Annotated in this window: 24 protein-coding genes and 1 tRNA gene; 14 read left to right on the top strand and 11 right to left on the bottom strand. The window is 65.6% G+C overall.

Features of this window, described 5'->3' with window-relative positions; genetic code table 11:
• Positions 1-131 precede the first annotated feature (131 nt).
• Together QY049_RS31205 and QY049_RS31200 are read right to left on the bottom strand one after the other, a co-directional pair.
• Entirely contained in the window at positions 132-1,334 is a 1,203-nt protein-coding gene (locus QY049_RS31205) for a CaiB/BaiF CoA-transferase family protein (protein WP_194478700.1), read from the bottom strand.
• Between the two features lie 173 nt (positions 1,335-1,507).
• Entirely contained in the window at positions 1,508-1,933 is a 426-nt protein-coding gene (locus QY049_RS31200; protein ID WP_194478699.1) for an organic hydroperoxide resistance protein, read from the bottom strand.
• A gap of 156 nt (positions 1,934-2,089) precedes the next feature.
• On the opposite strand from QY049_RS31200, the gene QY049_RS31195 reads away from it, so the two are divergent.
• The gene (locus tag QY049_RS31195; RefSeq protein WP_194478698.1) at positions 2,090-2,548 is read left to right on the top strand and encodes a MarR family winged helix-turn-helix transcriptional regulator; all 459 of its coding nucleotides are present in this window, start codon (positions 2,090-2,092) and stop codon (positions 2,546-2,548) included.
• A 9-nt stretch (positions 2,549-2,557) separates the two neighbouring features.
• Here QY049_RS31195 and QY049_RS31190 read toward each other — a convergent pair whose 3' ends face one another.
• The 3 genes from QY049_RS31190 to QY049_RS31180 form a co-directional block, all read right to left on the bottom strand.
• Positions 2,558-2,800 carry a GIY-YIG nuclease family protein gene (locus QY049_RS31190; protein WP_258764389.1) on the bottom strand — a complete coding sequence of 81 codons (243 nt, stop codon included), beginning with the start codon at positions 2,798-2,800 and terminating at the stop codon, positions 2,558-2,560.
• A 138-nt stretch (positions 2,801-2,938) separates the two neighbouring features.
• Positions 2,939-3,014: transfer RNA gene (locus QY049_RS31185), tRNA-Ala, on the bottom strand.
• A 92-nt stretch (positions 3,015-3,106) separates the two neighbouring features.
• The gene (locus QY049_RS31180; RefSeq protein ID WP_194478697.1) at positions 3,107-3,517 is read right to left on the bottom strand and encodes a TIGR02300 family protein; all 411 of its coding nucleotides are present in this window, start codon (positions 3,515-3,517) and stop codon (positions 3,107-3,109) included.
• Between the two features lie 160 nt (positions 3,518-3,677).
• Between QY049_RS31180 and aroA the strand changes: the two genes are divergently transcribed.
• The 8 genes from aroA to trpB all read left to right on the top strand — a co-directional run bounded on the left by aroA (position 3,678) and on the right by trpB (position 11,694).
• The gene (gene aroA / locus QY049_RS31175; protein ID WP_258764388.1) at positions 3,678-5,015 is read left to right on the top strand and encodes a 3-phosphoshikimate 1-carboxyvinyltransferase; all 1,338 of its coding nucleotides are present in this window, start codon (positions 3,678-3,680) and stop codon (positions 5,013-5,015) included.
• On the top strand, positions 5,012-5,650 hold the full coding sequence (cmk, locus tag QY049_RS31170) for a (d)CMP kinase (RefSeq protein WP_258764387.1): 639 nt from the start codon (positions 5,012-5,014) through the stop codon (positions 5,648-5,650). The genes aroA and cmk overlap by 4 nt, the downstream gene beginning before the upstream one ends.
• 270 nt (positions 5,651-5,920) lie before the next feature.
• Positions 5,921-7,627: a 30S ribosomal protein S1 gene (gene rpsA / locus QY049_RS31165; protein WP_188099359.1), complete on the top strand. Its 1,707-nt coding sequence runs from the start codon at positions 5,921-5,923 to the stop codon at positions 7,625-7,627.
• A 194-nt stretch (positions 7,628-7,821) separates the two neighbouring features.
• Positions 7,822-8,802, top strand: a complete 981-nt coding sequence (gene sppA, locus QY049_RS31160) for a signal peptide peptidase SppA (protein WP_194478694.1) — start codon at positions 7,822-7,824, stop codon at positions 8,800-8,802.
• A gap of 183 nt (positions 8,803-8,985) precedes the next feature.
• Positions 8,986-9,291, top strand: coding sequence for an integration host factor subunit beta (locus tag QY049_RS31155; protein WP_007598410.1), 306 nt, complete (start codon positions 8,986-8,988; stop codon positions 9,289-9,291).
• Positions 9,292-9,362: 71 nt separating this feature from the next.
• A complete protein-coding gene (locus tag QY049_RS31150; protein ID WP_258764386.1) occupies positions 9,363-9,755 on the top strand; it encodes a lipopolysaccharide assembly protein LapA domain-containing protein in 393 nt (130 codons plus the stop codon).
• Between the two features lie 65 nt (positions 9,756-9,820).
• A complete protein-coding gene (locus tag QY049_RS31145) occupies positions 9,821-10,480 on the top strand; it encodes a phosphoribosylanthranilate isomerase (RefSeq protein WP_194478692.1) in 660 nt (219 codons plus the stop codon).
• Positions 10,477-11,694, top strand: a complete 1,218-nt coding sequence (gene trpB, locus QY049_RS31140; protein WP_258764385.1) for a tryptophan synthase subunit beta — start codon at positions 10,477-10,479, stop codon at positions 11,692-11,694. The genes QY049_RS31145 and trpB overlap by 4 nt, the downstream gene beginning before the upstream one ends.
• Before the next feature lie 79 nt (positions 11,695-11,773).
• Here trpB and QY049_RS31135 read toward each other — a convergent pair whose 3' ends face one another.
• Complete coding sequence (locus tag QY049_RS31135) at positions 11,774-12,118, bottom strand: endonuclease domain-containing protein (protein ID WP_258764384.1); 345 nt, start codon at positions 12,116-12,118, stop codon at positions 11,774-11,776.
• Between the two features lie 72 nt (positions 12,119-12,190).
• Between QY049_RS31135 and trpA the strand changes: the two genes are divergently transcribed.
• The 5 genes from trpA to QY049_RS31110 all read left to right on the top strand — a co-directional run bounded on the left by trpA (position 12,191) and on the right by QY049_RS31110 (position 16,710).
• The gene (gene trpA, locus QY049_RS31130) at positions 12,191-13,027 is read left to right on the top strand and encodes a tryptophan synthase subunit alpha (RefSeq protein WP_258764383.1); all 837 of its coding nucleotides are present in this window, start codon (positions 12,191-12,193) and stop codon (positions 13,025-13,027) included.
• A gap of 173 nt (positions 13,028-13,200) precedes the next feature.
• Entirely contained in the window at positions 13,201-14,142 is a 942-nt protein-coding gene (gene accD / locus QY049_RS31125) for an acetyl-CoA carboxylase, carboxyltransferase subunit beta (RefSeq protein ID WP_128948769.1), read from the top strand.
• A complete protein-coding gene (locus QY049_RS31120) occupies positions 14,139-15,482 on the top strand; it encodes a folylpolyglutamate synthase/dihydrofolate synthase family protein (protein WP_258764382.1) in 1,344 nt (447 codons plus the stop codon). The genes accD and QY049_RS31120 overlap by 4 nt, the downstream gene beginning before the upstream one ends.
• A gap of 20 nt (positions 15,483-15,502) precedes the next feature.
• The gene (locus QY049_RS31115) at positions 15,503-16,243 is read left to right on the top strand and encodes a metallophosphoesterase (protein ID WP_258764381.1); all 741 of its coding nucleotides are present in this window, start codon (positions 15,503-15,505) and stop codon (positions 16,241-16,243) included.
• A gap of 35 nt (positions 16,244-16,278) precedes the next feature.
• Positions 16,279-16,710 (top strand): SRPBCC family protein, encoded by a 432-nt coding sequence (locus tag QY049_RS31110; protein WP_258764380.1) that lies wholly within the window; start codon positions 16,279-16,281, stop codon positions 16,708-16,710.
• A 59-nt stretch (positions 16,711-16,769) separates the two neighbouring features.
• On the opposite strand, the gene trxA is transcribed toward QY049_RS31110, so the two are convergent.
• The 5 genes from trxA to QY049_RS31085 form a co-directional block, all read right to left on the bottom strand.
• On the bottom strand, positions 16,770-17,090 hold the full coding sequence (gene trxA / locus QY049_RS31105; RefSeq protein WP_007598398.1) for a thioredoxin: 321 nt from the start codon (positions 17,088-17,090) through the stop codon (positions 16,770-16,772).
• A 69-nt stretch (positions 17,091-17,159) separates the two neighbouring features.
• A complete protein-coding gene (gene addA, locus QY049_RS31100) occupies positions 17,160-20,669 on the bottom strand; it encodes a double-strand break repair helicase AddA (protein ID WP_258764379.1) in 3,510 nt (1,169 codons plus the stop codon).
• Positions 20,663-23,809 carry a double-strand break repair protein AddB gene (addB, locus tag QY049_RS31095; protein WP_258764378.1) on the bottom strand — a complete coding sequence of 1,049 codons (3,147 nt, stop codon included), beginning with the start codon at positions 23,807-23,809 and terminating at the stop codon, positions 20,663-20,665. Before addB ends, addA begins: the two co-directional genes overlap by 7 nt.
• Before the next feature lie 92 nt (positions 23,810-23,901).
• Complete coding sequence (locus QY049_RS31090; RefSeq protein ID WP_194478684.1) at positions 23,902-24,624, bottom strand: nucleotidyltransferase family protein; 723 nt, start codon at positions 24,622-24,624, stop codon at positions 23,902-23,904.
• A gap of 123 nt (positions 24,625-24,747) precedes the next feature.
• Complete coding sequence (locus QY049_RS31085; RefSeq protein WP_194478683.1) at positions 24,748-25,065, bottom strand: PilZ domain-containing protein; 318 nt, start codon at positions 25,063-25,065, stop codon at positions 24,748-24,750.
• Between the last annotated feature and the right edge of the window lie 22 nt (positions 25,066-25,087).

Raw genomic sequence — 25,087 nt, 5'->3', positions numbered from 1 at the left:
CAGCAAGCGCGGCCAAAAGGGAAGTCGTCAAATAGGCGAAGGCGTGCCGGGCAACCTTCGCCGTTCGCGCTGCACATGCGTGCCCGCGCCGCACTGCGGCATTTGGTTGGGTGAGGAGGCCGGGCCCTAGACTAGCGCTTGCGCTGGGGTCCGCAGACCACGCCCGTCTCGACCATCGCGTCGATTTCCGCCTTCGAGTAGCCGAACTCGCCGAGCACCTCCTGGGCGTGCTGGCTGAACTTCGGCGGCAGGCGGCGCAGGCTCGGCTTGCTGCGATCGAGCCGGATCGGCGAGGCCACGCCCTTGTACCAGTCCTTCTCGATGACATCGCCGCGGGCGATCGTGTGCGGATTGGTCAATGCCTGATCGATTTTCTGCACGGGACCTGCGGGCAGGCCAGCCGCGAGCAGGCGATTGCACAGCGGCTCGGCCTCGTGCTGGCTGAACACTGCGGCAAGCTCGGCGCGCAGCGCTTCGCGATTGGCGATGCGGTCCTTGTTGCGGGCGAAGCGCGGATCGGTGCCGAGTTCGGGTTTGCCGATCTCCTTGGCGAGCTTGCGGAAGGTGCCGTCGTTGCCGACGCCGATGAAGATGTTGTCGGTCTTGGTCGGGAAGATCGCATAGGGCACGAGGTTCGGATGCTCGTTGCCGGTCAGGCTCGGCGGCTTGCCATGCATGAAGTAATTCGCGGTGTGCGGATGCATGATGGCAAGGCCGGTCTCGTAGAGCGTCGTCTCAAGGAACTGGCCCTTGCCCGAGCGCTGCCGCTCGGAGAGCGCCATCAGGATGCCGATTGCCGCGTAAAGACCGGTGGTGATGTCCACCAGCGGCACGCCGATCCGCATCGGCCCGCTCTCGACCGAGCCGGTCGCGGCGATCATGCCGGTCATGGCCTGGATGATGGCGTCATAGCCGGGATTGCCGCCGCGCGGCCCGTCGGCCCCGAAGCCGCAAATCCGGCAATGCACGAGGCGCGGAAATTTTTGGGCAAGCACGTCGTTGCCGATGCCCCATTTCTCCAGCGTGCCCGGCTTGAAATTCTCGATCAGGACGTCCGCCGTCTCCAGCATCTTGAGCAGCACGATGCGGCCGCCCTCGGAGGCGAGGTCGAGGCCGATCGAGCGCTTGTTGCGGTTGATGCCGATGAAATAGGCGGCGTCGTCGTCGTGGAAGGGAGGGCCCCAGTCGCGCACCTCGTCGCCCGCGGGCGGCTCGACCTTGATCACGTCGGCGCCATGGTCGGCGAGGATCTGGGTGCAGTAGGGACCGCCGAGCACGCGCGTGAGGTCGACGACGCGCAGTCCGCTCATTGCGCCCAAGACGGCTTCAGTCATGCCTTCGCTTCCCCTGTGTCGATGTTGATCACAGGCCTAGCGAGGTTCGTGGATGCCAGCAATGGCTTGTCGCGTTGGGGGCTTATGCGTCGTCGCGGCAATGCCGCAGCGCGGGAATTCAAACGGAAGAGGCTGGCCCGAGGGGATCTCGGGCCAGCCGATTCACCGTCGGATCAGACGACCGTCAGGCGGACGTCGACATTGCCGCGCGTCGCGTTGGAGTACGGGCACACCTGGTGCGCCTTCTCGACCAGCGCCTCGGCATCCGCGCGGGACAGGCCCGGCAGCGAGACGGCCAGATCGATGTCGAGGCCGAAGCCGCCGGCCGAGCGCGGGCCGATGCCGACGGTCGAGGTCACGGAAGCGTCGGCGGGAACCTTCGGGCCGCCTTGCGAGGCCACGAACTTCATCGCGCCGATGAAGCAGGCGGCATAGCCGGCCGCAAACAGCTGCTCGGGATTGTTGCCGGCGCCGCCGCCACCGCCGAGCTCCTTCGGCGTGGTGAGCTTGACGTCGAGCGCGCCGTCGAGCGTCGCGGCATGGCCATCGCGGCCGCCGGTGGCTTTTGCACTGGTCTTGTAGAGGACGTTCACGGACATTTTCGTCTCCCTTGGGGGCTTCGGGTTGGGGTGGCATCTGTATCGCAAGCAATTTGATTGTGCGCAATTGAAATTTGCATGCCTCACATTTAATTGTTCGCAATTGAATGTACGGCCGCCTGGCCCCACAATGAGGCAAATCCCGAGAGATTCTCCATGGCCCGGAAACTATCGGCGCTCGATCCGCAACGCCTCGACAACCAGATCTGCTTCGCCGTCTATTCGGCCGCGCACGCCTTCAACCGCGTTTACAAGCCGCTGCTCGACCGGCTCGGCCTGACCTATCCGCAATATCTGGCGATGCTGGTGTTGTGGGAGCGCGACGACGTGCCGGTGAAGGAGATCGGCGAGAGGCTGTTTTTGGACTCGGGCACGCTGACGCCCTTGCTGAAGCGGCTCGAGGCCGCGCACCTGGTCAAGCGCACGCGCTCCAGCGAGGACGAGCGCCAGGTGCTGATCGCGCTGACCCCGCAAGGGCATGCGCTGAAGGAGAAGGCGCGCAGCGTCCCGCAGTCGATCCTCGCTGCATCGGATTGCTCGGTGTCGGAGCTCGTCGCAATGAAGGACGAGATCGTCGCGCTAAGGGATCGGCTGAATGCAGTGATTGGGGAGTAGGGGGGCGCCCTAACACAGCCGCTTCCTCGTGAATGCGCGACCCGAGTGCGACTTCAGATAGGCCTCGAACGCGAGCGCCTTGTGCTTGTCTGGGAAGGCGCAGTACCAGATCAGCTTCCACGGTTTGAACTTGGCGGTGTGGCTGGATTTGCCGGCATTGTGCTCAGGAATCCGTCGCTTCAAATTCTCAGTGGCCCCAACATACTCTTGGTCAGGAAACTCGATGCTGCGGAGGATGTAGACGTACCACATTGACGGCTATCGCCTGGGTAGTCGTTCGATGGGATCTCATCACCAGTCCGTCTTCGCCCCGTGGGCTTCGCCGGACACCACGCTTCGCCCTGCAGGCTCCGTCGTGGCTGCGCCACGCGTAGCCCGAAGGGCGAAGCGTGGTGGAGCCAGGCGGGATCGAACCGCCGACCTCTTGCATGCCATGCAAGCGCTCTCCCAGCTGAGCTATGGCCCCTTAAACTTTTGGGACGACCCTTCCGGATCACTCCCGACCGGCGAGCCTGGTGACTCGCGCGGTGCACCCTTTTTCACAGATCAGGACTGATCTCAAGTCTCTTCATCGCCTCCGACATCACCAATGATGTCGGTCACGTCCTCATCGCCCTCTTCTTCGTCGGCAATGAAGGTCGAATCATCGTCATCGTCGTCGTCGAGGGTCTCGTCGACCTCGATATCGTCTTCGGATTCGGGGACGACGGCCTTGACCTTGCCGGTGTTCTCCTCGGCATCGGCCTCCTCGAGCGAGACCAACTCTTCGTTCTCGGCCGGCTCCGGCGCCGTATCCTGGGGCACGTTGCGGGATTCCGCGCTGCCACGGGTCGCGCGGGCGGGCGCGATCGGCGCGATCGGCACGACCTCGCCGGTATAGGGCGAGATCACCGGATTCTTGTTGAGGTCATAGAATTTCTTGCCCGTGGTCGGGCAAATACGTTTGGTTCCGAGTTCGGACTTGGCCACGGCAGAGGAATCCTGGGAATGTCTGAAAAGCGGTGCTTCACTTGGCTAGTTGGCGGCCCGCTGTCAATAGCGCATTACGAGAGAAAGACATGCTCGTGACGGCGGGGAGACCATGTGGTACCTGCCCGCAGCCTCACAGGGCCCATCCAAGGACACAATCTTGACCCATTCCGACAAGCCGACGCCGCTGAAGTCGCGCTCGAGCGGTCCCCTGACCGGAAAAGTACGGGTGCCCGGGGACAAATCGATCTCCCACCGCGCCCTGATCCTCGGCGCGCTCGCGGTCGGCGAGACCCGCATTACCGGCCTCCTGGAGGGAGAGGACGTCCTCAACACCGCCAAATCGATGCAGGCGCTCGGCGCCAAGGTCGAGCGTACCGGCGATTTCGCCTGGACGGTCCAGGGTGTGGGCGTCGGCGGCTTCGCCCAGCCCAAGGCGGCGCTGGATTTCGGCAACTCCGGCACCGGCTGCCGGCTTGTCATGGGCGCCGTCGCCGGCTGCCCGATCTCCGCGGTGTTCGACGGCGATGCCTCGCTGCGCAGCCGCCCGATGCGCCGGATCCTCGATCCGCTCGAAAAGATGGGCGCCAAGGTCGTGTCCGGAGGCGAAGGCGGCCGTTTGCCGCTGACCCTCCAGGGCGCGCGCGACCCGCTGCCGATCACCTACAAGACCCCGGTCGCCTCGGCCCAGATCAAGTCGGCGGTGCTGCTGGCGGGCCTCGCCGCGCCGGGCACCACGACCGTGATCGAGAGCGAGGCCAGCCGCGACCACACCGAGCTGATGCTGAAGCATTTTGGCGCGGACATCACCTCTGTCGCCGAGGGGGCCCACGGCCGCCGCGTCATGCTGGTCGGCCAGCCCGAGCTGCATGGCGCCACCGTCATCGTGCCAGCCGATCCCTCGTCGGCGGCCTTTCCTATCGTCGCGGCGCTGATCGTCGAAGGCTCCGACATCGTTCTGTCCGATGTGATGACCAATCCGCTGCGCACCGGTCTGTTTACGACGCTGCGTGAAATGGGCGCGTCCATCGAGGAAAGCGAAGTCCGCGGTGACGCCGGCGAGCCGATGGCGCGCTTGCGCGTGCGCGCCTCAAAGCTGCGCGGCGTCGAGGTGCCGCCGGAGCGCGCGCCCTCGATGATCGACGAATATCTGGTGCTGGCGGTGGCGGCGTCGTTCGCCGAAGGAACCACCATCATGCGCGGCCTGCAGGAGCTGCGCGTCAAGGAGTCCGATCGGCTCGAGGCCACCGCCGACATGCTCCGCGTCAACGGAGTGAAGGTGACGGTGTCCGGCGACGATCTGATCGTCGAGGGTCGCGGCCACGTGCCGGGCGGCGGGACGGTCGCCACACATATGGACCATCGCATCGCGATGTCCGCGCTGGTGATGGGCTGCGCCTCCGATCAGCCGGTGACGGTCGACGACACCGCCTTCATCGCCACCAGTTTCCCTGATTTCATTCCGATGATGCGATCGTTGGGGGCCGAGTTTTCATGATCATCGCCATCGACGGACCCGCGGCCTCGGGCAAGGGCACGCTCGGCAAGCGCCTCGCCCATCACTACGGTTACCGTCATCTCGATACCGGTGTGATCTATCGCGCGGTCGCCTACGCGCTGATGCAGTCCGGCCATGATCTCCGGGACGAGGCCGCGGCGGTGCAGGCCGCCCTGGAACTCGATCCTGAAAAGTTCGGCAATCCCGCCCTGAAGACCCAGGAGGCCGGCGAGGGCGCCTCCATCGTGTCGGCGATTCCCAGGGTTCGCGAGGTCCTGGTCAATTTCCAGCGGCAATTCGCCGCCGATCCGCCCGGCGCGGTGCTCGATGGCCGGGACATTGGAACCGTGATCTGTCCCCATGCCGACGTGAAGATCTTCGTCGTGGCCGACCCCAAGGTCCGTGCCCGCCGCCGCACCATGGAGGCCAAGGCGCGCGGCGAGGAGGCGGACGAGGCGGCGGTGCTCGCCGACATCATCCGGCGCGACGAGCGCGACAAGAACCGGCCGATTGCACCTCTGAAGCCGGCCGTGGATGCTTACTTGCTAGATAACTCCCAACTGGATATAGAAGGCGGCGTCCGGGCCGCCATCGACATTATCGAGGCCGTCCGAGCGGGCCGTTCGCGGGGTTAAGCCGCGGATGTCATTGGAGGAAGCGCCCGCTCCCGCTCTTTGAGGTCGATACACTCGGTCCCTGTTTGGGGCCGACGCGATCCAGGTTCCGGACATAAGGATTTCCACGTATCGAACGCGCGGGCCTCTGCCGGCCCGCTTCCGCTGTTCCGCCTCTCCAGGCCGGAGCAACGAGCGGTCGCTCGAAGGTCTTGCGGGCCTTCCGACACTGCGTGCGCGATACGCCCATGAACCCAACGGCCGGCAAGACATTCCGCAACTGGAGAACAAATGGCTTCGACTTCCGCTGATACCTATAGCCCGTCGCGTGACGATTTCGCCGCGATGCTCGACGAGTCCTTCGCAGGTGGCAACCTGCAGGAGAGCTCGGTCGTCAAGGGCAAGGTGGTTGCAATCGAAAAGGACATGGCCGTCATCGACGTCGGCCTGAAGACCGAAGGCCGCGTCGCGCTGCGCGAATTTTCCGGCCCCGGCCGTGACAGCGAAATCAAGGTTGGCGACGAGGTGGAAGTGTTCCTCGATCGCATCGAGAACGCCCTCGGCGAAGCCGTGCTGTCGCGCGACAAGGCGCGCCGCGAAGAGAGCTGGGGCAAGCTGGAGAAGGCGTTCCAGAACAACGAGAAGGTCACGGGCGTCATCTTCAACCAGGTCAAGGGCGGCTTCACCGTCGACCTCGACGGCGCCGTTGCGTTCCTGCCGCGTTCGCAGGTCGACATCCGCCCGATCCGCGACGTTGCGCCGCTGATGAACAACGCGCAGCCGTTCCAGATCCTCAAGATGGACCGCCGCCGCGGCAACATCGTCGTCTCCCGCCGCACGGTTCTCGAAGAGACCCGCGCCGAGCAGCGTCAGGAGCTGGTGCAGAACCTCGAAGAGGGTCAGGTCATCGACGGCGTGGTCAAGAACATCACCGATTACGGTGCGTTCGTCGATCTTGGCGGCATCGACGGCCTGCTGCACGTCACCGACATCGCGTGGCGTCGCGTCAACCACCCGACCGAGGTGCTCTCGATCGGCCAGACCGTGAAGGTCAAGATCATCAAGATCAACCACGAGACGCACCGCATCTCGCTGGGCATGAAGCAGCTGCTGGACGATCCGTGGCAGGGCATCGAAGCCAAGTACCCGCTGGGTGCCCGCTTCACCGGCCGCGTCACCAACATCACCGACTACGGTGCTTTCGTCGAGCTCGAGCCGGGCATCGAAGGCCTGATCCACGTCTCCGAGATGTCGTGGACCAAGAAGAACATGCACCCCGGCAAGATCGTGTCGACCTCGCAGGAAGTCGACGTGCAGGTGCTGGAAGTCGATTCCGTCAAGCGCCGCATCTCGCTCGGCCTCAAGCAGACCATGCGCAATCCCTGGGAGGTCTTCGTCGAAGGTCACCCGACCGGTTCGGTGGTCGAGGGCGAAGTCAAGAACAAGACCGAGTTCGGTCTGTTCCTCGGCCTCGAGGGCGACGTCGACGGCATGGTCCACCTCTCCGACCTCGACTGGAAGCTTCCGGGCGAGCAGGTGATCGACAACTACAAGAAGGGCGACATGGTGAAGGCCGTGGTGCTCGATGTGGACGTCGAGAAGGAGCGTATCTCGCTCGGCATCAAGCAGCTCGAAGGCGACCCCTTCGCCGAGCCGGGCGATGTCAAGAAGGGCGCGGTGGTGACCTGCGAAGTGCTCGAAGTGAAGGAAAGCGGTATCGAGGTGAAGATCACCGGTACCGACTTCTCGACCTTCATCAAGCGCTCGGAGCTCGCGCGTGACCGCAACGACCAGCGCGCCGAACGCTTCGCCGTCGGCGAGAAAGTCGATGCCCGCGTGATCCAGTTCGACAAGAAGGCCCGCAAGGTCCAGGTGTCGATCAAGGCGCTCGAAGTCGCCGAAGAAAAGGAAGCCATCGCGCAGTACGGCTCCTCGGATTCGGGTGCGACGCTCGGCGACATTCTGGGCACCGCGCTCAAGAACCGCGACAGCAAGTAAGCAAAACGATTGTTTTGCCGACATCAGAGCCCCGGCGCGAGCCGGGGCTTTTTTGCTGCCGTCGTCGATGCCCCGGGCTACCTGCTCACAGCCTTGTTTTCTTCAAATTGCGCCGCAATTGATGTATCCAGACAAGCTGATGGTCACGTCGTGACGGCACAACCGCCAGCGGCCTTTCATTTGGAGATATCCCGATGTCGCTCGATTCGGACATCATCGTCGATCGCCGCAGGATCCGCCGGAAGCTGACGTTCTGGCGCGTGATGGCCGCGCTGATCGCGATCGCTGCGATCGCGGGCTTTGCGATGATCGCGACGCCGGGCGCGCGCGGCACCTTCGCCTCCGCCGGCGCGATCGCGCGCGTGCAGATCGACGGGCTGATCCGCAGCGATTCCGAACGCACGCGGGCGCTGGAGCGGCTGGAGAACTCGCAGGCCGCCGCCGTCATCGTTCACATCAACTCGCCCGGCGGCACCACCGCCGGCTCCGAGCAGCTCTATGATTCCCTGACGCGCCTGAAGGCGAAGAAGCCGATGGTCGTCGTGGTCGAAGGTCTTGCCGCGTCCGGCGGCTACATCACCGCGATTGCGAGCGACCACATCATCGCCCAGCAGAGCTCGCTGGTCGGCTCGATCGGCGTGCTGTTCCAGTTTCCCAATTTCAGCGAGCTGTTGAAGACGATCGGCGTCAAGGTCGAGGAAGTGAAGTCCACGCCGCTGAAGGCCGCGCCCAACGGTTTTGAGCCGACCAGCCCGGAAGCCCGCGCCGCGCTGGATGCGCTGGTGAAGGATTCCTATGCCTGGTTCAAGGATCTGGTGAAGCAGCGCCGTGGCATGGATGACACGCAGCTCGAAAAAGTCGTCGACGGCCGCGTCTTCACCGGCCGTCAGGCCATCGATCTCAAGCTGATCGATCAGCTCGGCGACGAGAAAACCGCCGTGGCCTGGCTGGAGCAGCAGAAGGGCGTCAAGAAGGGTCTTTCGGTACGCGACTACAAGCTGGAGCCCCGCTTCGGCGATCTGACGTTCCTCAAGACGGCGGCCTCGGTGACCCTGGAAGCGCTTGGATTCAGCTCGATTGCGCATCAGATCGAGCAAACCGGCGTTGCGCAGGCGGTCGATCGCGCCGGGTTGGATGGAATGCTGGCCCTGTGGCAGCCGGCTGCGTCGAATTGACCTGAAATGGCCGGGAACAACGCGAGCCCGGTATCTTTTTCCCGTCTGGCGGGTAGCCGTGCAGCCCGCTTTTTCGGCAAATGTCACGCATTTTCCCGACACTCATCCTTCATTTAGCGTCTTGACAGATCAAGGCATTTTCACGGAAATGGTCATCCGCACGCTTCCGGGTCCTATCTCTCGATGATCAAATCCGAACTTGTTCAGCGTATCGCCGAGCACAACCCGCATCTGTACCAGCGGGATGTCGAGAACATTGTGAATGCGATTCTCGAAGAGATCGTAGCGGCACTCGCGCGCGGTGACCGCGTCGAGCTGCGCGGCTTCGGCGCATTCTCGGTCAAACATCGCCCCGCACGTGCGGGCCGAAATCCGCGCACCGGCGCCCATGTCCCCGTCGATCAGAAGAGCGTTCCGTTCTTCAAGACCGGCAAGGAAATGCGCGAGCGGCTCAACCGCGACCATCCGGATCCGGGCGCGCCCGATTAGGTCTGTCGTCCGGGCTTAACCAAATGGCCGCATGATGCGGCCGCAAGCTTGATTCAAGACGAGCGATCGCGATGCGAAAATTCCTGACCGCGCTGATCGTGATTCCGCTGGCCCTGGTCCTGGTGACCTTTGCGGTGGCCAACCGGCATTTCGTCACCGTCTCCTTCGATCCCTTCATGGCGGCCGATCCGGCCCTGTCGGTCACGCTGCCGCTGTTCCTGCTGCTGATCCTGGTGGCGGCCGTGGGTGTCGTCGCCGGCGGCTTTGCCGTCTGGTTCGGCCAGCGGCACTGGCGACGGGCGGCGCGCCGGCATGAGGCGGATGCCCGCGCTGCCCAGGTCGAATTGGCTGGACTCCGGGCCCAGGCGGCCGCGGCCAGGCCCGAAACCCAGCGCCTCCCGGTGCCATCAGGGGTGGGCCTTTACGGGCCTATCGGGCGAGACAAGCAGCGCGCGACGTTGTAGAAGCGGCCCAACCGAAAAAGCCCGTTTCCCGGCCGCCACTTGCGGCCTCCATCTGCTTTGAGACCATGTCCCTGCTCGTCAAAATCTGCGGCCTGTCAACGCGCGAAACGCTTCAAACGGCGCTCGACGCGGGCGCCGACATGGTGGGGTTCGTGTTCTTTCCGCCCTCGCCGCGGCATGTTTCGCTGGAGACGGGGCGCGATCTCGGCCGGCAGGTGAAACGGCGCGCGCTCAAGGTGGCGCTCACCGTCGACGCCGACGACGCCACGCTCGACAACATCATGGACGCGCTGTCGCCCGACATCTTCCAGCTCCACGGCCATGAGAGCGTGGCGCGGCTGCGCGACATCAAGCAGAAGTTCGGCCGCCCCGTGATGAAGGCCGTGCCGGTCGCAAGCGCGGCCGATCTCGCCGTGCTGCCCGGCTATGCCGCAGTTGCCGACCGCATCCTGTTCGATGCGCGTGCGCCCAAGGATGCGACGCGTCCCGGCGGGCTCGGCGCTCCGTTCGACTGGCAATTGCTGCAAAACCTGGAGCTCGATCTGCCGTATATGGTGTCGGGCGGACTTCACGCCGACAACGTCGCGGAAGCCCTCCGTGTGACCGGCGCCGGCGGCGTCGACGTGTCATCCGGTGTCGAGAGCGCTCCCGGCGTGAAAGACCCGGAGTTGATCAAGGCCTTCATTCGCGCCGCGCGCGCCACCCGAGAGTTGAGCGTTCGATGAACATCGCCAAACCAAATTCCTATCGCAGCGGCCCGGACGAGCGCGGCCATTTCGGCATTTTCGGCGGACGCTTCGTCGCCGAAACCCTGATGCCGCTGATCCTCGACCTCGAGAAGGCCTACACCGCGGCCAAGGCCGATCCGTCCTTCCAGGCCGAGATGAACGGCTATCTCAAGAACTATGTCGGCCGGCCCTCGCCGCTCTATTTCGCCGAGCGTCTCACCGAACATCTCGGCGGCGCGAAAATCTACCTGAAGCGCGAAGAGCTCAACCACACCGGCTCGCACAAGGTGAACAATGTGCTCGGCCAGATCATGCTGGCGCGGCGCATGGGCAAGAAGCGCATCATCGCCGAGACCGGTGCCGGCCAGCACGGCGTCGCCACCGCAACGCTGTGCGCGCGGTTCGGGCTCGAATGCGTGGTGTATATGGGCGCCGTCGACGTCGAGCGGCAGCAGCCCAACGTGATCCGCATGGAGATGCTGGGCGCGACGGTGGTCCCGGTGCAGTCGGGCACGCGCACGCTGAAGGACGCGATGAACGAGGCACTGCGCGACTGGGTCACCAACGTGCACAACACCTTCTACTGCATCGGCACGGTGGCCGGCCCGCATCCCTATCCGACGCTGGTGCGCGACTTCCAGTCGATCATCGGCAACGAGACGAGGACGCAGATGCAGGAGGTCGAGGGTCGCCTGCCGGATTCGCTGGTCGCCTGCATCGGCGGCGGCTCGAACGCGATGGGCCTGTTCCATCCCTTCCTCGATGATCCCAGCGTTGAAATTTTCGGTGTCGAAGCCGCAGGCCATGGGCTGACGCAGCTGCATGCGGCGTCGATCGCGGGCGGCCGCCCCGGCGTGCTCCACGGCAATCGCACTTATCTGCTGATGGATGCCGATGGCCAGATCCAGGACGCGCATTCGATCTCGGCCGGCCTCGACTATCCCGGCATTGGCCCGGAGCACTCCTGGCTGCACGAGGTCGGCCGCGTCAACTATCTCTTCGCGACCGACGACGAGGCGCTCGCCGCGTTCCAGCTGCTCTCGAAGCTCGAAGGCATCATTCCCGCGCTCGAACCCGCGCACGCCATCGCCAAGGTGATGGAGCTCGCGCCGAAGCGGCCGAAAGACCACCTGATGGTCGTCAATCTCTCCGGCCGCGGCGACAAGGACGTTCCGCAGGTCGGCGACATCCTGAAGGGCAAGAGCAAGTGAGGCGAGGATCGCACTCTCTTCACCTCTCCCCGCCGGGGAGAGGTCGGCTGCGAAGCAGCCGGGTGAGGGGCCTCTCCGCTCAGTCGAACCTTAGTGATGACCGGATCAGCTCGAGGACGCCTTCGATATTTTCGTACACATCGGTGTTTGAGACGCGAAGGACGAAGAAGCCGCAGGCTTCGAGCACTTTGGTCCTCGCTTCATCTCGTTCGATTTCGCTCGGACTCGAATGCGTGACGCCATCAACTTCAACGATGAGCTTCCCATCCAGCGTCACGAAGTCGACGACATACCGATCGACCGGATGCTGGCGGCAAAATTTCCAGCGGGCGAGCTGCCTGTTGCGCAGCGCCTGCCAAAGCCTTGCTTCGGCGCTCGTCTGCGACTCGCGGAGCCTTCGAGCCCTCGATTTGAACCTTTCCATCCCCCTCACCCGGCTGCTTCGCAGCCGACCTCTCCCCGGTGGGGAGAGGTATAGCACAGCGGCCGCCGAATCATGACCACGCGTATTGATACCCGTTTCGCCGAGCTGAAGAAGCAGGGCCGCGCGGCCTTCGTCACCTATGTGATGGCCGGCGATCCCGATCCGGCGACGTCGCTCGAGATCGTCAAGGCGCTCTCGAAATCAGGCTCCGACGTCATCGAGCTCGGCATTCCCTTCACCGATCCGATGGCGGATGGTCCGTCGATCCAGGCCGCCGGGCTCCGCGCGCTCAAGGTGGGAATGACCTTGAAGAAGACGCTGGAGCTGGTGCGTGGCTTCCGCAAGGACGACAACGTCACACCGCTGGTGCTGATGGGTTATTACAATCCGATCTACATTTACGGCGTCGACAAGTTTCTGGCTGACGCCAAGACATCAGGCGTTGACGGCCTGATCATCGTCGATTTGCCACCGGAGGAAGACGACGAGCTCTGCATTCCCGCGCTGAAGGCAGGACTGAACTTCATTCGCTTGGCGACCCCGACCACCGACGACAAGCGCCTCCCCGCGGTGCTCTCGAACACGTCGGGCTTTGTCTATTACGTCTCCATCGCCGGCATCACCGGTGCGGCGGCAGCGGACGCGAATGCCGTCGGTGAGGCCGTCGCGCGCATCAAGCGGCATACCGAGCTGCCGATCTGCGTCGGTTTTGGCATCCGCACGCCGGAGGCGGCGCGCGCCATTGCCGAAAAGGCCGATGGTTCGGTGGTCGGCACTGCGCTGGTCGATGCGCTCAAGAACAGCCTCGATGCCGAGGGTCGCGCGACCGCCAAAACCGTTAACGCCGTGGCCGAGCTGACCGCGGCCCTGTCCCAGGGCGTCAGGGCTGCGAAACAGGCGGCCGGATAGGCCATAATTCCGCTTTAGCTCTTTAGTCTGAGCATGATCTTGTCGGAAAAACCGCTTCACACTTTTCCGGATCATGCTCTTAGGCGGGCGACACGGCGGCTTGCCGGGCAAAGGCCCGGCCGCCATATATCCTTTCAGGCGGTCCCCAGCGGGGTCGCACATCGGAGCAAACCATGAACTGGCTTACCAATGTGGTCCGGCCGAAGATCCGCAACATGCTGCGGCGTGAGACGCCGGAGAATCTCTGGATCAAGTGCCCGGATTCCGGACAGCTCGTGTTCTACAAGGACGTCGAGGCCAACCAGTTCGTCATTCCCGGCTCGAACTACCACATGCGCATGGGCGCGGTGGCGCGGCTGAAGTCGATCTTCGACAACGAGACCTGGTTCGACGTCGCCCTGCCCGATGTCACGCCCGATCCGCTCAAGTTCCGCGACGAGAAGAAATACGTAGACCGCATCAAGGATGCGCGGGCGCGCACCAATCTGAACGACGCGATCAAGGTCGGCTACGGCAAGCTCGAAGGCGCGGGCGTCGTCGTCGCCGTGCAGGATTTCGACTTCATGGGCGGCTCGCTCGGCATGGCCGCGGGCGAGGCCATCGTGCGCGGGCTCGAGCTCGCGGTCGAGAAGAAGTCGCCCTTCATCGTGTTCGCCGCCTCGGGCGGTGCGCGCATGCAGGAAGGCATTTTGTCGCTGATGCAGATGCCGCGCACCACGGTCGCAGTGCAGATGCTGCGCGAAGCCAAGCAGCCCTACATCGTCGTGCTGACCAACCCGACCACCGGCGGCGTCACCGCATCCTACGCGATGCTCGGCGACGTCCAGATCGCCGAGCCCGGCGCGCTGATCGGTTTTGCCGGCGCGCGCGTGATCGAGCAGACCATTCGCGAAAAGCTCCCCGAAGGCTTCCAGCGCGCCGAATATCTGAAAGAGCACGGCATGGTCGACATGGTCGTGCACCGCCACGAGCTGCGCCCGACGCTTGCGCGGCTGTGCCGTCTGCTGACCAGGGCGCCGGCGCTTGATGGTGCCTCGAAATCGGTCCAGCCGGTGACGACCCCGGCACAGATCGTCTCGGCTCCCGAGACGGCACCGGCTGCGCCGCACGCGTGAACGCGTCCCCTGACAGCGCAAAGAAGCCGCTCGATGCATTGATCGTGCGGCTGTCGGCCCTGCATCAGAAGCGCATCGATCTCGGGCTGGAGCGGATGCATCGCCTGCTCGAGCGGCTCGGTCACCCCGAACGCAAGCTGCCGCCGGTGATCCATGTCGCCGGCACCAACGGCAAGGGCTCGACGGTGGCCTATCTGCGCGCGACGCTGGAGGCGGCGGGTCTGCGCGTCCACGCCTACACCTCGCCCTATCTGGTTCGCATCAACGAATGTTTCCGCCTCGGCCGCGTCGGCGGCGGCGTGCTCGTCTCCGACGACGAATTGCGCGCGGCGCTGGAAGAGGTCGAGCGCGTCAATGCCGGCGAGCCTGCGACGGTGTTCGAGCTCAAGACCGCGGCCGCCTTGCTGTTGTTTGCGCAAAATCCCGCCGATGCCGTGCTGCTCGAAGTCGGCCTCGGCGGCCGGCTCGATTCGACCAACGTGGTCGATACGCCCGCGGCCTGCGTGATCACGCCTGTCAGCATGGACCACATGGATTTCCTCGGGGACACGCTGGCGTCGATCGCCGGCGAGAAGGCCGCGATCATCAAGCGCGGCGTGCCGGTGATTTGCGCCGAGCAGACGGGCGAGGCCATGGCTGTGATCGAGGCGCAGGCCAGGCGCATGCGCGCGCCGCTGTTTGCCGCGAACGAAAGCTGGCACGTCAATGTCGAGCATGGCCGCCTGGTCTATTCCGACGAGCGCGGCTTGATGGATCTCGCCGCGCCGCGCCTGTTCGGTCGCCATCAGTTCGACAATGCAGGCCTTGCCATCGCGACGTTGCGCGCGATCAAGACTTTCAAGGTCAATCAGGCCGCGTTCGAGGCCGGCATCATCGGCGCCGAATGGCCGGCGCGGATGCAGCGTCTCACCTCGGGCGAGCTGCTCTCGTGGGGGCCGCAGGGCAGCGAGATCTGGCTCGACGGCGGGCACAATGCCGAAGGTGGCCGCGTCGCGGCTGCCGCGCTCGGCGATCTCGAGGAACGGGTGTCGCGGCCGCTTGTCGTCATCGCGGGCATGATGGCCAACAAGGACGCGCAGGCGTTTCTGGCCAATTTCGCCGGCCTGACCCGTCACATCGTCGCGGTGCCGATTCCCGAGACCGAGAACGCGATGCCGGTCGATCGCCTTGCCGATGCCGTCCGCAGCCTCGGCATGCGCGTTGAGATCGCGCCCGGCATCGAGGCCGCGCTGCGTTCCCTGGCGAAGCTCGCCTACGAGGTGCCGCCGCGCATCCTGATCACTGGCTCGCTCTATCTCGCCGGCCACGTGCTCGGCCTCAACGGCACGCCTCCTGCATAGAGGGGCTACAGGAACTTCCAATGCGTTTTGCCGCGATCGCCGACGTCCACGGAAACTATCTCGCGCTGGAGGCGGTGCTGGCCGATATCCGCGCGCTTGGGGTCACCGACATCGTCAATCTCGGCGACATGCTGAGCGGCCCGCTCGACGCACGGCGCACCATCGAGATCCTGATGTCGCTGGACGCCGTGCATGTGCTCGGCAATCACGACCGCTATTTGCTCGATCGTCCGCCGGAGAAGATGGGTTCGTGGGACCGCCCGGCGCATGCGCAGCTCAATGCGGCGCAACTCGACTGGCTGCGTGCGCAGCCGATGACGCGCGTGTTTCGGGATCAGGTATTCCTCTGTCACGCAACGCCAAAGGATGACGAAATCTATTGGCTCGACACCGTGCATCCCGACGGCACGGTGGCGCAGTCGCCGCTCGACCTCATCGAGCAGTTCGCACAAGGCATCACGCAATCGCTGACCCTCTGCGCCCACACCCATCTCGCCCGCGCCGTTCGGTTGCGCGATGGCCGATTGATCGTCAATCCCGGCAGCGTCGGCAGCCCCGGCTATCGCGACGTGCATCCGTTTCCGCACCTCGTCGAAGCCGGCACGCCGCACGCGCGCTACGCGATCCTCGAGCTTGTCGACGGTGCCTGGCAGGTGACGTTCCGCCAGATCACCTACGACCATGAAACGATGGCCGGGCTCGCCCGCCGCAACAACCAGCCGGAGCTCGCGAACGCGCTGGCGACGGGGTGGATCAGGTAGAGGTCGCTTCGTAGGAGCCAACGGGAGATATTGCCATGAGCGACGACAACATCTGGCGACACGAATATGCCATCGAGACGTCTGCACCCGCAGAGACGATTTGGCGCATCTTTCGCGATGTGCCCGGCTGGAAAAATTGGAATGCGGGTATCGAGCAGATCGAGATTGACGGGCCGTTCGCGGTCGGCACCTGGTTCACGATGAAGCCGCCCGGCGAGGAGGCACTTCGCTCGCAACTGATCGACGTGCGTGAGAACGCCGGCTTCGTCGACGAAACGCGGGTCGGCGATCTCGCCATCAAGGTCGCCCATCGCATCGAGCGGCTGGGCCCCGCGCGCACGCGCATCGTTTACGCTGTCGATGCCAATGGCCCGCAAGCGGCCGAGATCGGTCCAGCCGTTGCGTCGGATTTTCCCGAGGTCCTGGCGAGCCTTGCCAGGCTCGCGGAGGCCAGGGACAGCGGTTAAGGCAAAACGGCCGGCGAAGCGCCGGCCGTCGTCGAACAATCATCGTGTCGCGAGGTGGATCAGACCGCGGAGGTGATCCACTGCTGGAGCTTCGCCTTCGGCGCAGCGCCGACCTGGCGGGACGCCATCTCGCCGCCCTTGAAGATCATCAGGGTCGGGATCGACATCACGCCATACTTCGACGCGGTCTTCGGGCTCTCGTCGACGTTGAGCTTCACGATCTTGACCTTGTCGCCCATCGCGCCGGCGATCTCGTCGAGGGCGGGTGCGATCATGCGGCAGGGGCCGCACCACTCGGCCCAGAAATCGACGACGACAGGGCCGTTCGCCTTGAGCACTTCGGCTTCGAAATCGGTGTCGGAAACCTTGCCAACGGCCATGGGAGTACCTCGTTCGGTTGAAAGAGAATCGGCGCGACCTGGAATCGCGCCGGGGATCATGGCGTCAACCTATGAACGGCCCCTTGCCGGGTCAAGGACGCTCACACCGAGATGAAGGGATGCCAGCGCCGCGTCCAGCGCGGGGGCTGAAATCTCCATATATTCAGGGGCCTCGGTCCAGAGCAGGACGGCGCGGATGGGCTTTTGGGGATAAAGCCTTGAAAGCACCGCCCGGTACAGCGCCAGCTGCCGGACATAGGCGGCAGGCGCATCAGTGGCACTTCTGGGCGCGGTCTGGTTGGTCTTGAAATCGACGATCAGGACCTCGTCCGGCGTCACCACCAGCCGGTCGATCTGCCCGGACACCAGCGCCGGCGGGCGGCCCGGCCGGTCGAGCTTGCCGACGACGGCGACCTCGGCCCGGCTGCCGGCGGCAAAGACCGGGGCAAAGCGCGGCTCGGCGATCAAGCCGAGCACCTTTTCGGCCAGCGCGGTGCGGTCGGCCTCGGTCCAGTCGGCGGCATTGCGCGCCATGAAGCCGAGCGCGGCCTCGCGCCGGCGCTCGGCGGCGATGTCGGGAAGGGATTGCAGCAGCCGGTGCACCAGCGTGCCCCGCTGCAGCGCCAGCGCGCGCGACTGCACCGATTCGCCCGATCGCACTCTGCGGCCATCCTCGGCCGACTGGCCGGAGGGCCGCACCGGATCCTCCTCGATGATTTCGCGCGGCGCCGGCGTCCTCAGCCAGTCCGGCAGGGTGATCGAATGTGCCACTGTGGTCGCGGGCGTGCCCAGCGCCGCGACATCCTCCGGCCGGGAGAACCGGATGACCTTGCCGAGCGGTGTCTCGATCGTCTGCCTGTCCAGGCCAGAGCCCGACAGCCCGGTGTCGATGAGATCGTACCAGCTCAGCTTGCGGACCGTCTTCATGTTGCCGGGCATGCAGCCGCCGACGATCAGACGATCGGCTGCGCGCGTCATCGCGACATAGAGCAGGCGGCGATATTCGTCCTCGGTCTCCTCCAGCATCGCCTTGCGCGCGTCTGCGACGGGTTTTGGATCGTCCGCCTTGCGGCCGGCCCACACGACCACCTCGCCGCCATTGCCGCGCGGCACCTGGATCAGCCGGACCCGCTGCGAGTCCGCGGGCGACGATGTGGTGTCGACCATGAACACGACGGAAGCCTCGAGGCCCTTGGCGCCGTGCACCGTCATCACCCGCACCTCGTCGCGCGTGATCTCCATGTCGCGCTTCACCTCGGTGTCGGCGGAGCGCAGCCAGGCCATGAAACCTTGCAGCGAGGCCGGTGCCTTGCGCTCGCAGTTCAGCGCCAGCTCCAGAAATTCGTCGAGCGCATCGTTGGCTTCAAAGCCGAGCCGGCGCAGGATGCGCGCGCGGCCGCCGTCACCGCCGAGCAGCCAGGCGTAGAACGCGAAGGGCGTTTCCTCGCGCGCACGAATCTCGCAGGCTTCCAGGCGCCGCAGCACGGTCGCGAATTTCTCGCTTTCGGCGGCATGCTCGCCGAGCGCGCGACGCAGCGATCCCCTGCGATCATGCGCCAACTGAAACAGGTCGTCGTCGTCGAGACCGAACAGCGGGCTCTTCAGCGCCACCGCCAGCGCGAGATCGTCCTGCGGCAGCAGCAGCGCGTCGGCGAGGTTCATCAGGTCGATGATGGCGATGTGCTCGGTCAGCTTGAGCCGGTCGGCACCGGCGACGGGGACGCCAGCGTGCTTCAGCGCCTGGATCACCGCGTCGAACGCGTTGCCGCGCCGGCGCACCAGGATCAGCATGTCGCCGTACCGCAGGGGTCGCCGCTCGCCTTCATGTCCGGTCAGCGTGCCGCTCTCGACCAGCCGCTTGATCTCGGCCTGGATACGGCGCGCGAGCTTGACCTCGGGACTGGTGACGGCGACGCCATCGAACGGCGCACGCCAGCCCTCGATCTCCTGCCGATCGTCGGCTTCGGCGAGATCCCATAGCTCGATCACGCTGGGACCGGCGTCAGCGAGCGCATTGTGCAGGGGATGGCCGATCTCGATCGAATGGATGCTCTTGTAGATCGCGGGATCGCGGAAGACGTGGTCGACCGAATGCAGGATCGCGGCGCCCGAGCGGAACGAGTAGGTGAAGGCAACAGGATCGAACTTCAGCCCCGCTGCGGTGAACTTTCGGTGCAGCTCGCGCCGGCGCGCGTCGAATTCGTGGGGCGCCGCGCCCTGGAACGAGAAGATCGATTGCTTCTCGTCGCCGACGGCGAAGACCGTGCGGTTCAACCCCTCGCGCGCGCCTTCGCCGGCCGTGAACTCGGAGATGATATGCGCGACGATGTCCCATTGCCGCGGGCTGGTATCCTGGGCCTCGTCGATCAGCACGTGATCGACGCCGCGGTCGAGCTTGTAATGGACCCAGCCCGAGGAGATGCGGTCGAGCATCGCCAACGTCTTGTCGATGAGATCGTCGTAGTCGAGCAGCCCGCGCTCTTGCTTTTCGCGGCGGTAGTTCGCGGCAGCGGCGGTCGCGATATGCAGGAGAGCCGCGGTGCGGTCACGTACGGTCAACGCGCGGCGCTTCTCGACCAGTTCACTGATGCGCAGCGCTTCGTTCTCGAACAGGCGCGCGACGGAGGGATTGTGCTCGCAAAACTTCTTGGACAGCACCGCCTTGCGCGGCAGCTTGTCATCGGTGAGGAAGACGGACAGATAAGCATCGACCTGCGCCGCGCCGGAGAAGGCCTTCGCCTCGCGGAGGCGGCTGGCCTGGTCGTTGTCGGACTTGCTGCCGTCCTCCAATGCAAAGGCGATGTCGTCCCAGCGTGACCGCGGCAGGAACGGACCATCGAGAATCTCGGTCTCGACGTCCTCGATGCGATCGCTCCTGTCGACGCCCAGCACGGCTGCCATCTGTTCGGCGGCCGCGCCGGCGTTGCCGGCTTCGTCGGTCCAGGCCATGAAATGGTCGCGGCTGAGACAGGCTTCGCGCACCACCTCCTTGAAGGTGACGTCGGCCGCACTCGCCATCGCCGTCAGCAGCGCGCGGCCGGTGACGCTGTCGGGTTCGCGCGCGGCCTCCAAGAATACCTTCAGATTGGCGCGTTCCATCATGTCGGTCTGGTCGCGGTCGTCCATGACCGCGAACCGCGCCGGCACATTGGCCTCGAACGGGAATTGCTGGAGCAGGCGTGTGCAGAGCGCGTGGATGGTCTGCACCTTCAACCCGCCCGGCGTCTCCAGTGCGCAGGCAAACAGCTTTCGCGCCTCGCGGCGCAGTTTTCGGTCCGGGTGCGGAATACCGACGGCGCGGATCGCGGCATCGAGCCCGGCATCGTCGAGCGTCACCCAATGGCCAAGCGTGGTGAACACGCGTTCGGCCATGTTGGCGGCGGCGGCCTTGGTGAAGGTGATGCAGAGGATCTTTTCCGGCGGCACCCCTGACAGCAGCAGGCGGATCACGCGCTGCACCAGCACATGAGTCTTGCCCGAGCCGGCGTTGGCCGACACGAAGGCCGACGCGGTCGGATCGGATGCGCGCGCCTGCCGCGCACGCACTTCGTCCGGGATGGGGCGGGGCGCCTTTACCATTCCTCGATCCCCAATCCGCCGGCCGCCGACCATTCCTTGATCCGGGCGAGATCGTCATAGGCGCCGTAGCGGTTGGTCCACATCGGCAGGTTCAGCGAGGTGTAGGGCTGGTTCGGATCGTCGAAGGCGCGGATCAGCGCCTCCAGCTTGGCCCGCGCTTCGGCTGCAGCCGTATCCGGCGGCTGCGGCTCGTCGCCCGGCTTGTACTTGAGCTCGAGGATGCGCTCCTCGCCCGGCGGATTGTTGCCGCTGAGGCGAACGTAGACGAGCTGGCTGACCGACGCGCCGGCGCCGATGTCGGGGAAGCCGCCCTCGCGCAGGATCGCAGCCTCCAGGGTCAGCTGCGGCGACAGGCCCATGCGGACCTGCTTGCCGGTCGGCGGTTGCCCGGTCTTGTAGTCGAGGATGGCGTAGCCGCCGCCCTGGCGCCGCTCGATGCGGTCGGCGCGGGCGGTGAGCTTAAAGCTGCGCTCGCTGTCGAGCGGGATCGAGATCTCGCCGCGGGTCTCGGCGGTAATCGCCTCGATCGCATCGCGCCGCGCCGTCTCCCACTCGCCGAACCATTGCGCGATGCGCTGAAAGCGCGGCCACCACAGCGCGCGCGCCTCGGGCCGCTCCATCAGCGGCGCGAAGTATTTCTCGCCGATCGCGCGCAGCACGCGGGCGGGATCATCGGGCAGGCGCGTGGCGAATGTCTCGGTGAACTCGCCGAGCGCATCGTGGATCGCCGAGCCGCGATCGGCGGCCGAGAGCGGCATGTCGACGGGATCGAGTGCATCGAGCCGCAGGATGTACTTGGCGTAGATCGTGTAGGGATCGCGGAGCCAGTCCTCGATCGCGGTCACCGACATCTGCAGCGGCCGCGTCGCGCGCGGTGGCCGCGGCTCCGGCTGCTCGATCGGCTCGACCTTGGCGGGCTGGTCCAGTGCGCCCGCGAATTGCACGTATTTCTGGCCCGCGCGAACCGCCGCCTTCCAGAGATCGTCGCCGGCGACGGCCTCGAGCCGGTGCAGGAAGCGCGAGGCCACCGCGGGAGCGCCGCCGGCTTTGGCGGAATGCGTGAGGATCACCTCGCCGCCGCCGAGCAGCTGGGCGAAGTCGTGCGCGGAGAGGCCGATACGGCGCTCCGGCAGATCGAGACCAAGCTCGTGCCGCATCGGCCGGCTCAGCCAGGGATCGATCCGCGGCGCCGGCGGCCACACGCCCTCGATCAGGCCGCCGATGATGACGCGGTCGGCCTGCATCAGGCGCGATTCCAGCGGGCCGTAGATCTGCAGGCGCGCGCCGGGCTTGTCGCGCCGACGCACCGCGCGGTCGCTGAACGCGGTCTGGAACAGTTCGGCATAGTCGGGCAGCGTCACCATCAAGCCGCTGGTGGTGCCACCGCGCAGGAGATCGTCGAAGGCGCCGGCGAGCGCGAGGCCTTCGCGCTCCTCGAAGGCGAGCGGGATGCCCTGCTCGTCGCGCGACAGCTCGATCATGATCTCGCGATGCCGATGTGCGAGCTCGGCGAAGTCGAACGGCCTCGACGACGCCAGGCTCTCGATCGGAGCCAAGGCCTTCTGCAAGGCCTCGATCAGCGCCTCGATGCGATCGAGATCCTCGGCCTCGAGGTGTGCGCGAGGTTCGGCGGCGTGCAGCGCAGAAACCTCCTTGCGCCAGAGCTTGGCCAGCTCCTCGCGAAAGCGGTTGAATTCGCGCAGCAGGCCACCCGTGCCCGCAGGCGGGCGCGTGCCGCGCAGGACTGCGAGCTCGAGCCCCTCGATCGCCAGCTTCCACGCGCCGGGCGCACGGCCGAGCCGGCACAGCGGATGCTTCAGCATCGCCAGCAGCGTCGGCGGTTCCAGTCCCCTGGTCGCAGCCTCGGCCGCCAGCCGTGCAAACACGCCCGCGGAGGTTTCCATCAGCACGTCGCCGCCGGAATCGTCGAAGGCGAGATCCCATCGGGTCAGCGCGGCGATCACGCGCCGCGCCAGCGCGCGATCCGGCGTCACCAGCGCCGCTGATTTGTCGAGATGCTGCGCCTCGCGCATCGCGATGGCGATCGCGAGCGCTTCCATTTCCGGATTGGGCGCCTCGACGACTGCGAGATTTGTCATGCCGCCCGCGATCTTCGCGGCGACGTCAGGTTGCTTCAGGCGGTCGTGCCAGACTTCCGTGTTCGCCGACGGCCGCATCGATTCGGACGCGAGCAGATCGCGGCCACCGTCCGCCGGCGGCTGCAGGATCTCGACGTCGCTGCGCTTGATGCCGAAGCGATCCAGCAGCGCATGCATCGCATATTGCGGATGATTCGACGCCGGATGCTCCGTGAACTTGCCGAGCGAATCGCGCACGCCGCCGATCGTCCGCCAGGCGTCGTCGTCGAGATCGGTGTCGAGGCCCGGCAACACCACGGCGCCGTGCGGCAGCGAGGCGACCGCATGCAAGAACTTTGCGGTGGCCGGCATCGAACCGGTGGAGCCGGCTGCGATCACGGGTCCATGCGGATGCGCAGTCAGGCGTTTGGCTTCCGCCGCGATCAGGAGATCGCGCCGTGCCGCGGGCTCGATGCGGTTGATCTCCGCGAGATGATTGGGCCAGGCGATGCGGGCGATGCGCAGGAATTCGAGCGAGTGCTGCCAGTAGCGATCGAGCATGTCAGGCACGAGGCCGTCGAGCGCGCTCCACGCGACGCCGCGCGTCACCATGTCGTCGATCAGGCGGGCGAGGTCGCCGGCCAATGCCAGCGTCGACGCGGGTCCGCCGACCACCAGCGGCGCCAGCACCGGGCCCTTGGCCCAGGCGGCGACGAGCTGCGCCAGCGTCAGCCGCCGCTCCAGCTCGCCGAGCCGCGGCGGAATGTCGAGCGGCGTTGCGCCGGAAAACTGCTCGCTTTCGTCGGCAAAGGCCAGCTCGTCCTCGTCGATGTCGCCGAGCGCGACGATGCGCGGCAGCACCACGGCGTCCGCGGCCATTTCGTCGAGGAAGATCTCGCGGACGACGCGCATGGCGCGCCGCGTCGGCAGATAGAGCGTGGCGTCCGCCAGCCGCGCCGGTTCCTTGCGCGCCTCGAATCCGTCGACCAGCCGCCCGTCGAGCAGGGCCGCGACGATGGTGCGTAGGAACGGAACTGAGAGGGGAACGCTGAAAACGCGCATGTGCTGCCTGATTCGGGGATCAGGCGCCAATATAGGCAGGCGGATTCAAATGGTCATGGGGCGAGAGGAAGTCGTCCCCGCTGTTCGCTACCTTACGCGACGCTCTCCAGGAACGCCTCTTCCGCGGCCTGGACCGCGTCGGGCGTGCCGACATGCATCCAGACGCCGTCGAGGCGGAGGCCGAACAGGCGCTCCTGCTCATTGGCGCGGTCGAACATCTTCGTCAGCGAGAACTCGCCCTGCGGCGCGCCTTCGAAGATCTTCGGCGACAGGATGGCCGCGCCCGCATAGACGAACGGGACGATCTCTTTTTCCTTGCGCTTGCGCAGGCTCCCGTCGGGCAGCATGCCGTAATCACCGCGGCCGCTATAGCCGATGCTGGTCGCCGTCGGCGCCATCAGCAGCAGGATGTCCATGCTTGCAGGGTCGAAATTTTCCGCGAGCCGCGTCAGGTTGGAGCGGACGCCGTCGATCCACAGCGTGTCGGAATTGACGTGGAAGAACGGCGCATCGCCGAGCAGCGGCAGCGCCTTGACCACGCCGCCGCCGGTGCCGAGCACCTGGTCGCGCTCGTCCGAGATGGTCACGCGCGGGTGCTGGCGCGTTGCGGTGTGCTGGATGATCTGGTCCGGCAGATAGTGCACGTTGACGACCGCGTCGGTGACGCCGGCCTGGCCGAGCTTGTCGAGCACGTGGTCGAGCAGCGGCTGGCCGGCCACCGGCACCATCGGCTTCGGCATCTTGTCCGTCAGCGGACGCATGCGCAGGCCGAACCCTGCGGCGAGCACCATGGCTTTGGTCGGTTTGACGGACATGCTTGAGCTTTCTCGAACCTCAAATTCGCGTTTGCAGCAATCCTAGCACGGGCCGGGATCAGCCGCACCGCATCTCGACGGCCTTAGCCACTCGCCGTGACGGTTGTGCGACGTGTGTTGCGCTCACGCACTCACGGCTGTGGAACGCGCCTTTTTCTTCTTGTCCCCGACTTTCAGGAAATTGACGCCGATCTGGTCGCCATTCACCCAGGCCAGTTCGCAGCGCCGGTACGCAAGTCCGGTCGACGACAGCAGCAGAAAGAATTCCTTCAGGTGCAGGCCTTCGACCGAGCCGTCGATGGTCAGCTTGGCGCCGGTCTCGGAGACGTCCTCCATGGTGCATTCGCGCCGCCAGGTGCCGTCGATGCCCATCATCTGGGCCGCAATCCCACGTTCGAAAACAACCCTGTTGTTCCCGCGCTGGTCCGTCTTGACCGCCATCTGCCCCGCTCCAGCCCCGTCT

The organism is Bradyrhizobium sp. WYCCWR 13022, assembly GCF_030435535.1.
GTDB lineage: Bacteria > Pseudomonadota > Alphaproteobacteria > Rhizobiales > Xanthobacteraceae > Bradyrhizobium.
The sequence above is the reverse complement of the archived record's forward strand: the minus strand, read 5'-3'. Positions and strand labels throughout refer to the sequence as shown.

Excerpts from the sequence above, each read along its gene's own strand:
- QY049_RS31205 (WP_194478700.1), bottom strand. The coding sequence starts at position 1,334 with ATGACTGAAGCCGTCTTGGGCGCAATGAGCGGACTGCGCGTCGTCGAC.
- QY049_RS31200 (WP_194478699.1), bottom strand. The coding sequence starts at position 1,933 with ATGTCCGTGAACGTCCTCTACAAGACCAGTGCAAAAGCCACCGGCGGC.
- QY049_RS31195 (WP_194478698.1), top strand. The coding sequence starts at position 2,090 with ATGGCCCGGAAACTATCGGCGCTCGATCCGCAACGCCTCGACAACCAG.
- QY049_RS31190 (WP_258764389.1), bottom strand. The coding sequence starts at position 2,800 with ATGTGGTACGTCTACATCCTCCGCAGCATCGAGTTTCCTGACCAAGAG.
- cmk (WP_258764387.1), top strand. The coding sequence starts at position 5,012 with ATGATCATCGCCATCGACGGACCCGCGGCCTCGGGCAAGGGCACGCTC.
- rpsA (WP_188099359.1), top strand. The coding sequence starts at position 5,921 with ATGGCTTCGACTTCCGCTGATACCTATAGCCCGTCGCGTGACGATTTC.
- sppA (WP_194478694.1), top strand. The coding sequence starts at position 7,822 with ATGTCGCTCGATTCGGACATCATCGTCGATCGCCGCAGGATCCGCCGG.
- QY049_RS31155 (WP_007598410.1), top strand. The coding sequence starts at position 8,986 with ATGATCAAATCCGAACTTGTTCAGCGTATCGCCGAGCACAACCCGCAT.
- QY049_RS31150 (WP_258764386.1), top strand. The coding sequence starts at position 9,363 with ATGCGAAAATTCCTGACCGCGCTGATCGTGATTCCGCTGGCCCTGGTC.
- QY049_RS31145 (WP_194478692.1), top strand. The coding sequence starts at position 9,821 with ATGTCCCTGCTCGTCAAAATCTGCGGCCTGTCAACGCGCGAAACGCTT.
- trpB (WP_258764385.1), top strand. The coding sequence starts at position 10,477 with ATGAACATCGCCAAACCAAATTCCTATCGCAGCGGCCCGGACGAGCGC.
- QY049_RS31135 (WP_258764384.1), bottom strand. The coding sequence starts at position 12,118 with ATGGAAAGGTTCAAATCGAGGGCTCGAAGGCTCCGCGAGTCGCAGACG.
- trpA (WP_258764383.1), top strand. The coding sequence starts at position 12,191 with ATGACCACGCGTATTGATACCCGTTTCGCCGAGCTGAAGAAGCAGGGC.
- accD (WP_128948769.1), top strand. The coding sequence starts at position 13,201 with ATGAACTGGCTTACCAATGTGGTCCGGCCGAAGATCCGCAACATGCTG.
- QY049_RS31115 (WP_258764381.1), top strand. The coding sequence starts at position 15,503 with ATGCGTTTTGCCGCGATCGCCGACGTCCACGGAAACTATCTCGCGCTG.
- QY049_RS31110 (WP_258764380.1), top strand. The coding sequence starts at position 16,279 with ATGAGCGACGACAACATCTGGCGACACGAATATGCCATCGAGACGTCT.
- trxA (WP_007598398.1), bottom strand. The coding sequence starts at position 17,090 with ATGGCCGTTGGCAAGGTTTCCGACACCGATTTCGAAGCCGAAGTGCTC.
- addA (WP_258764379.1), bottom strand. The coding sequence starts at position 20,669 with ATGGTAAAGGCGCCCCGCCCCATCCCGGACGAAGTGCGTGCGCGGCAG.
- addB (WP_258764378.1), bottom strand. The coding sequence starts at position 23,809 with ATGCGCGTTTTCAGCGTTCCCCTCTCAGTTCCGTTCCTACGCACCATC.
- QY049_RS31090 (WP_194478684.1), bottom strand. The coding sequence starts at position 24,624 with ATGTCCGTCAAACCGACCAAAGCCATGGTGCTCGCCGCAGGGTTCGGC.
- QY049_RS31085 (WP_194478683.1), bottom strand. The coding sequence starts at position 25,065 with ATGGCGGTCAAGACGGACCAGCGCGGGAACAACAGGGTTGTTTTCGAA.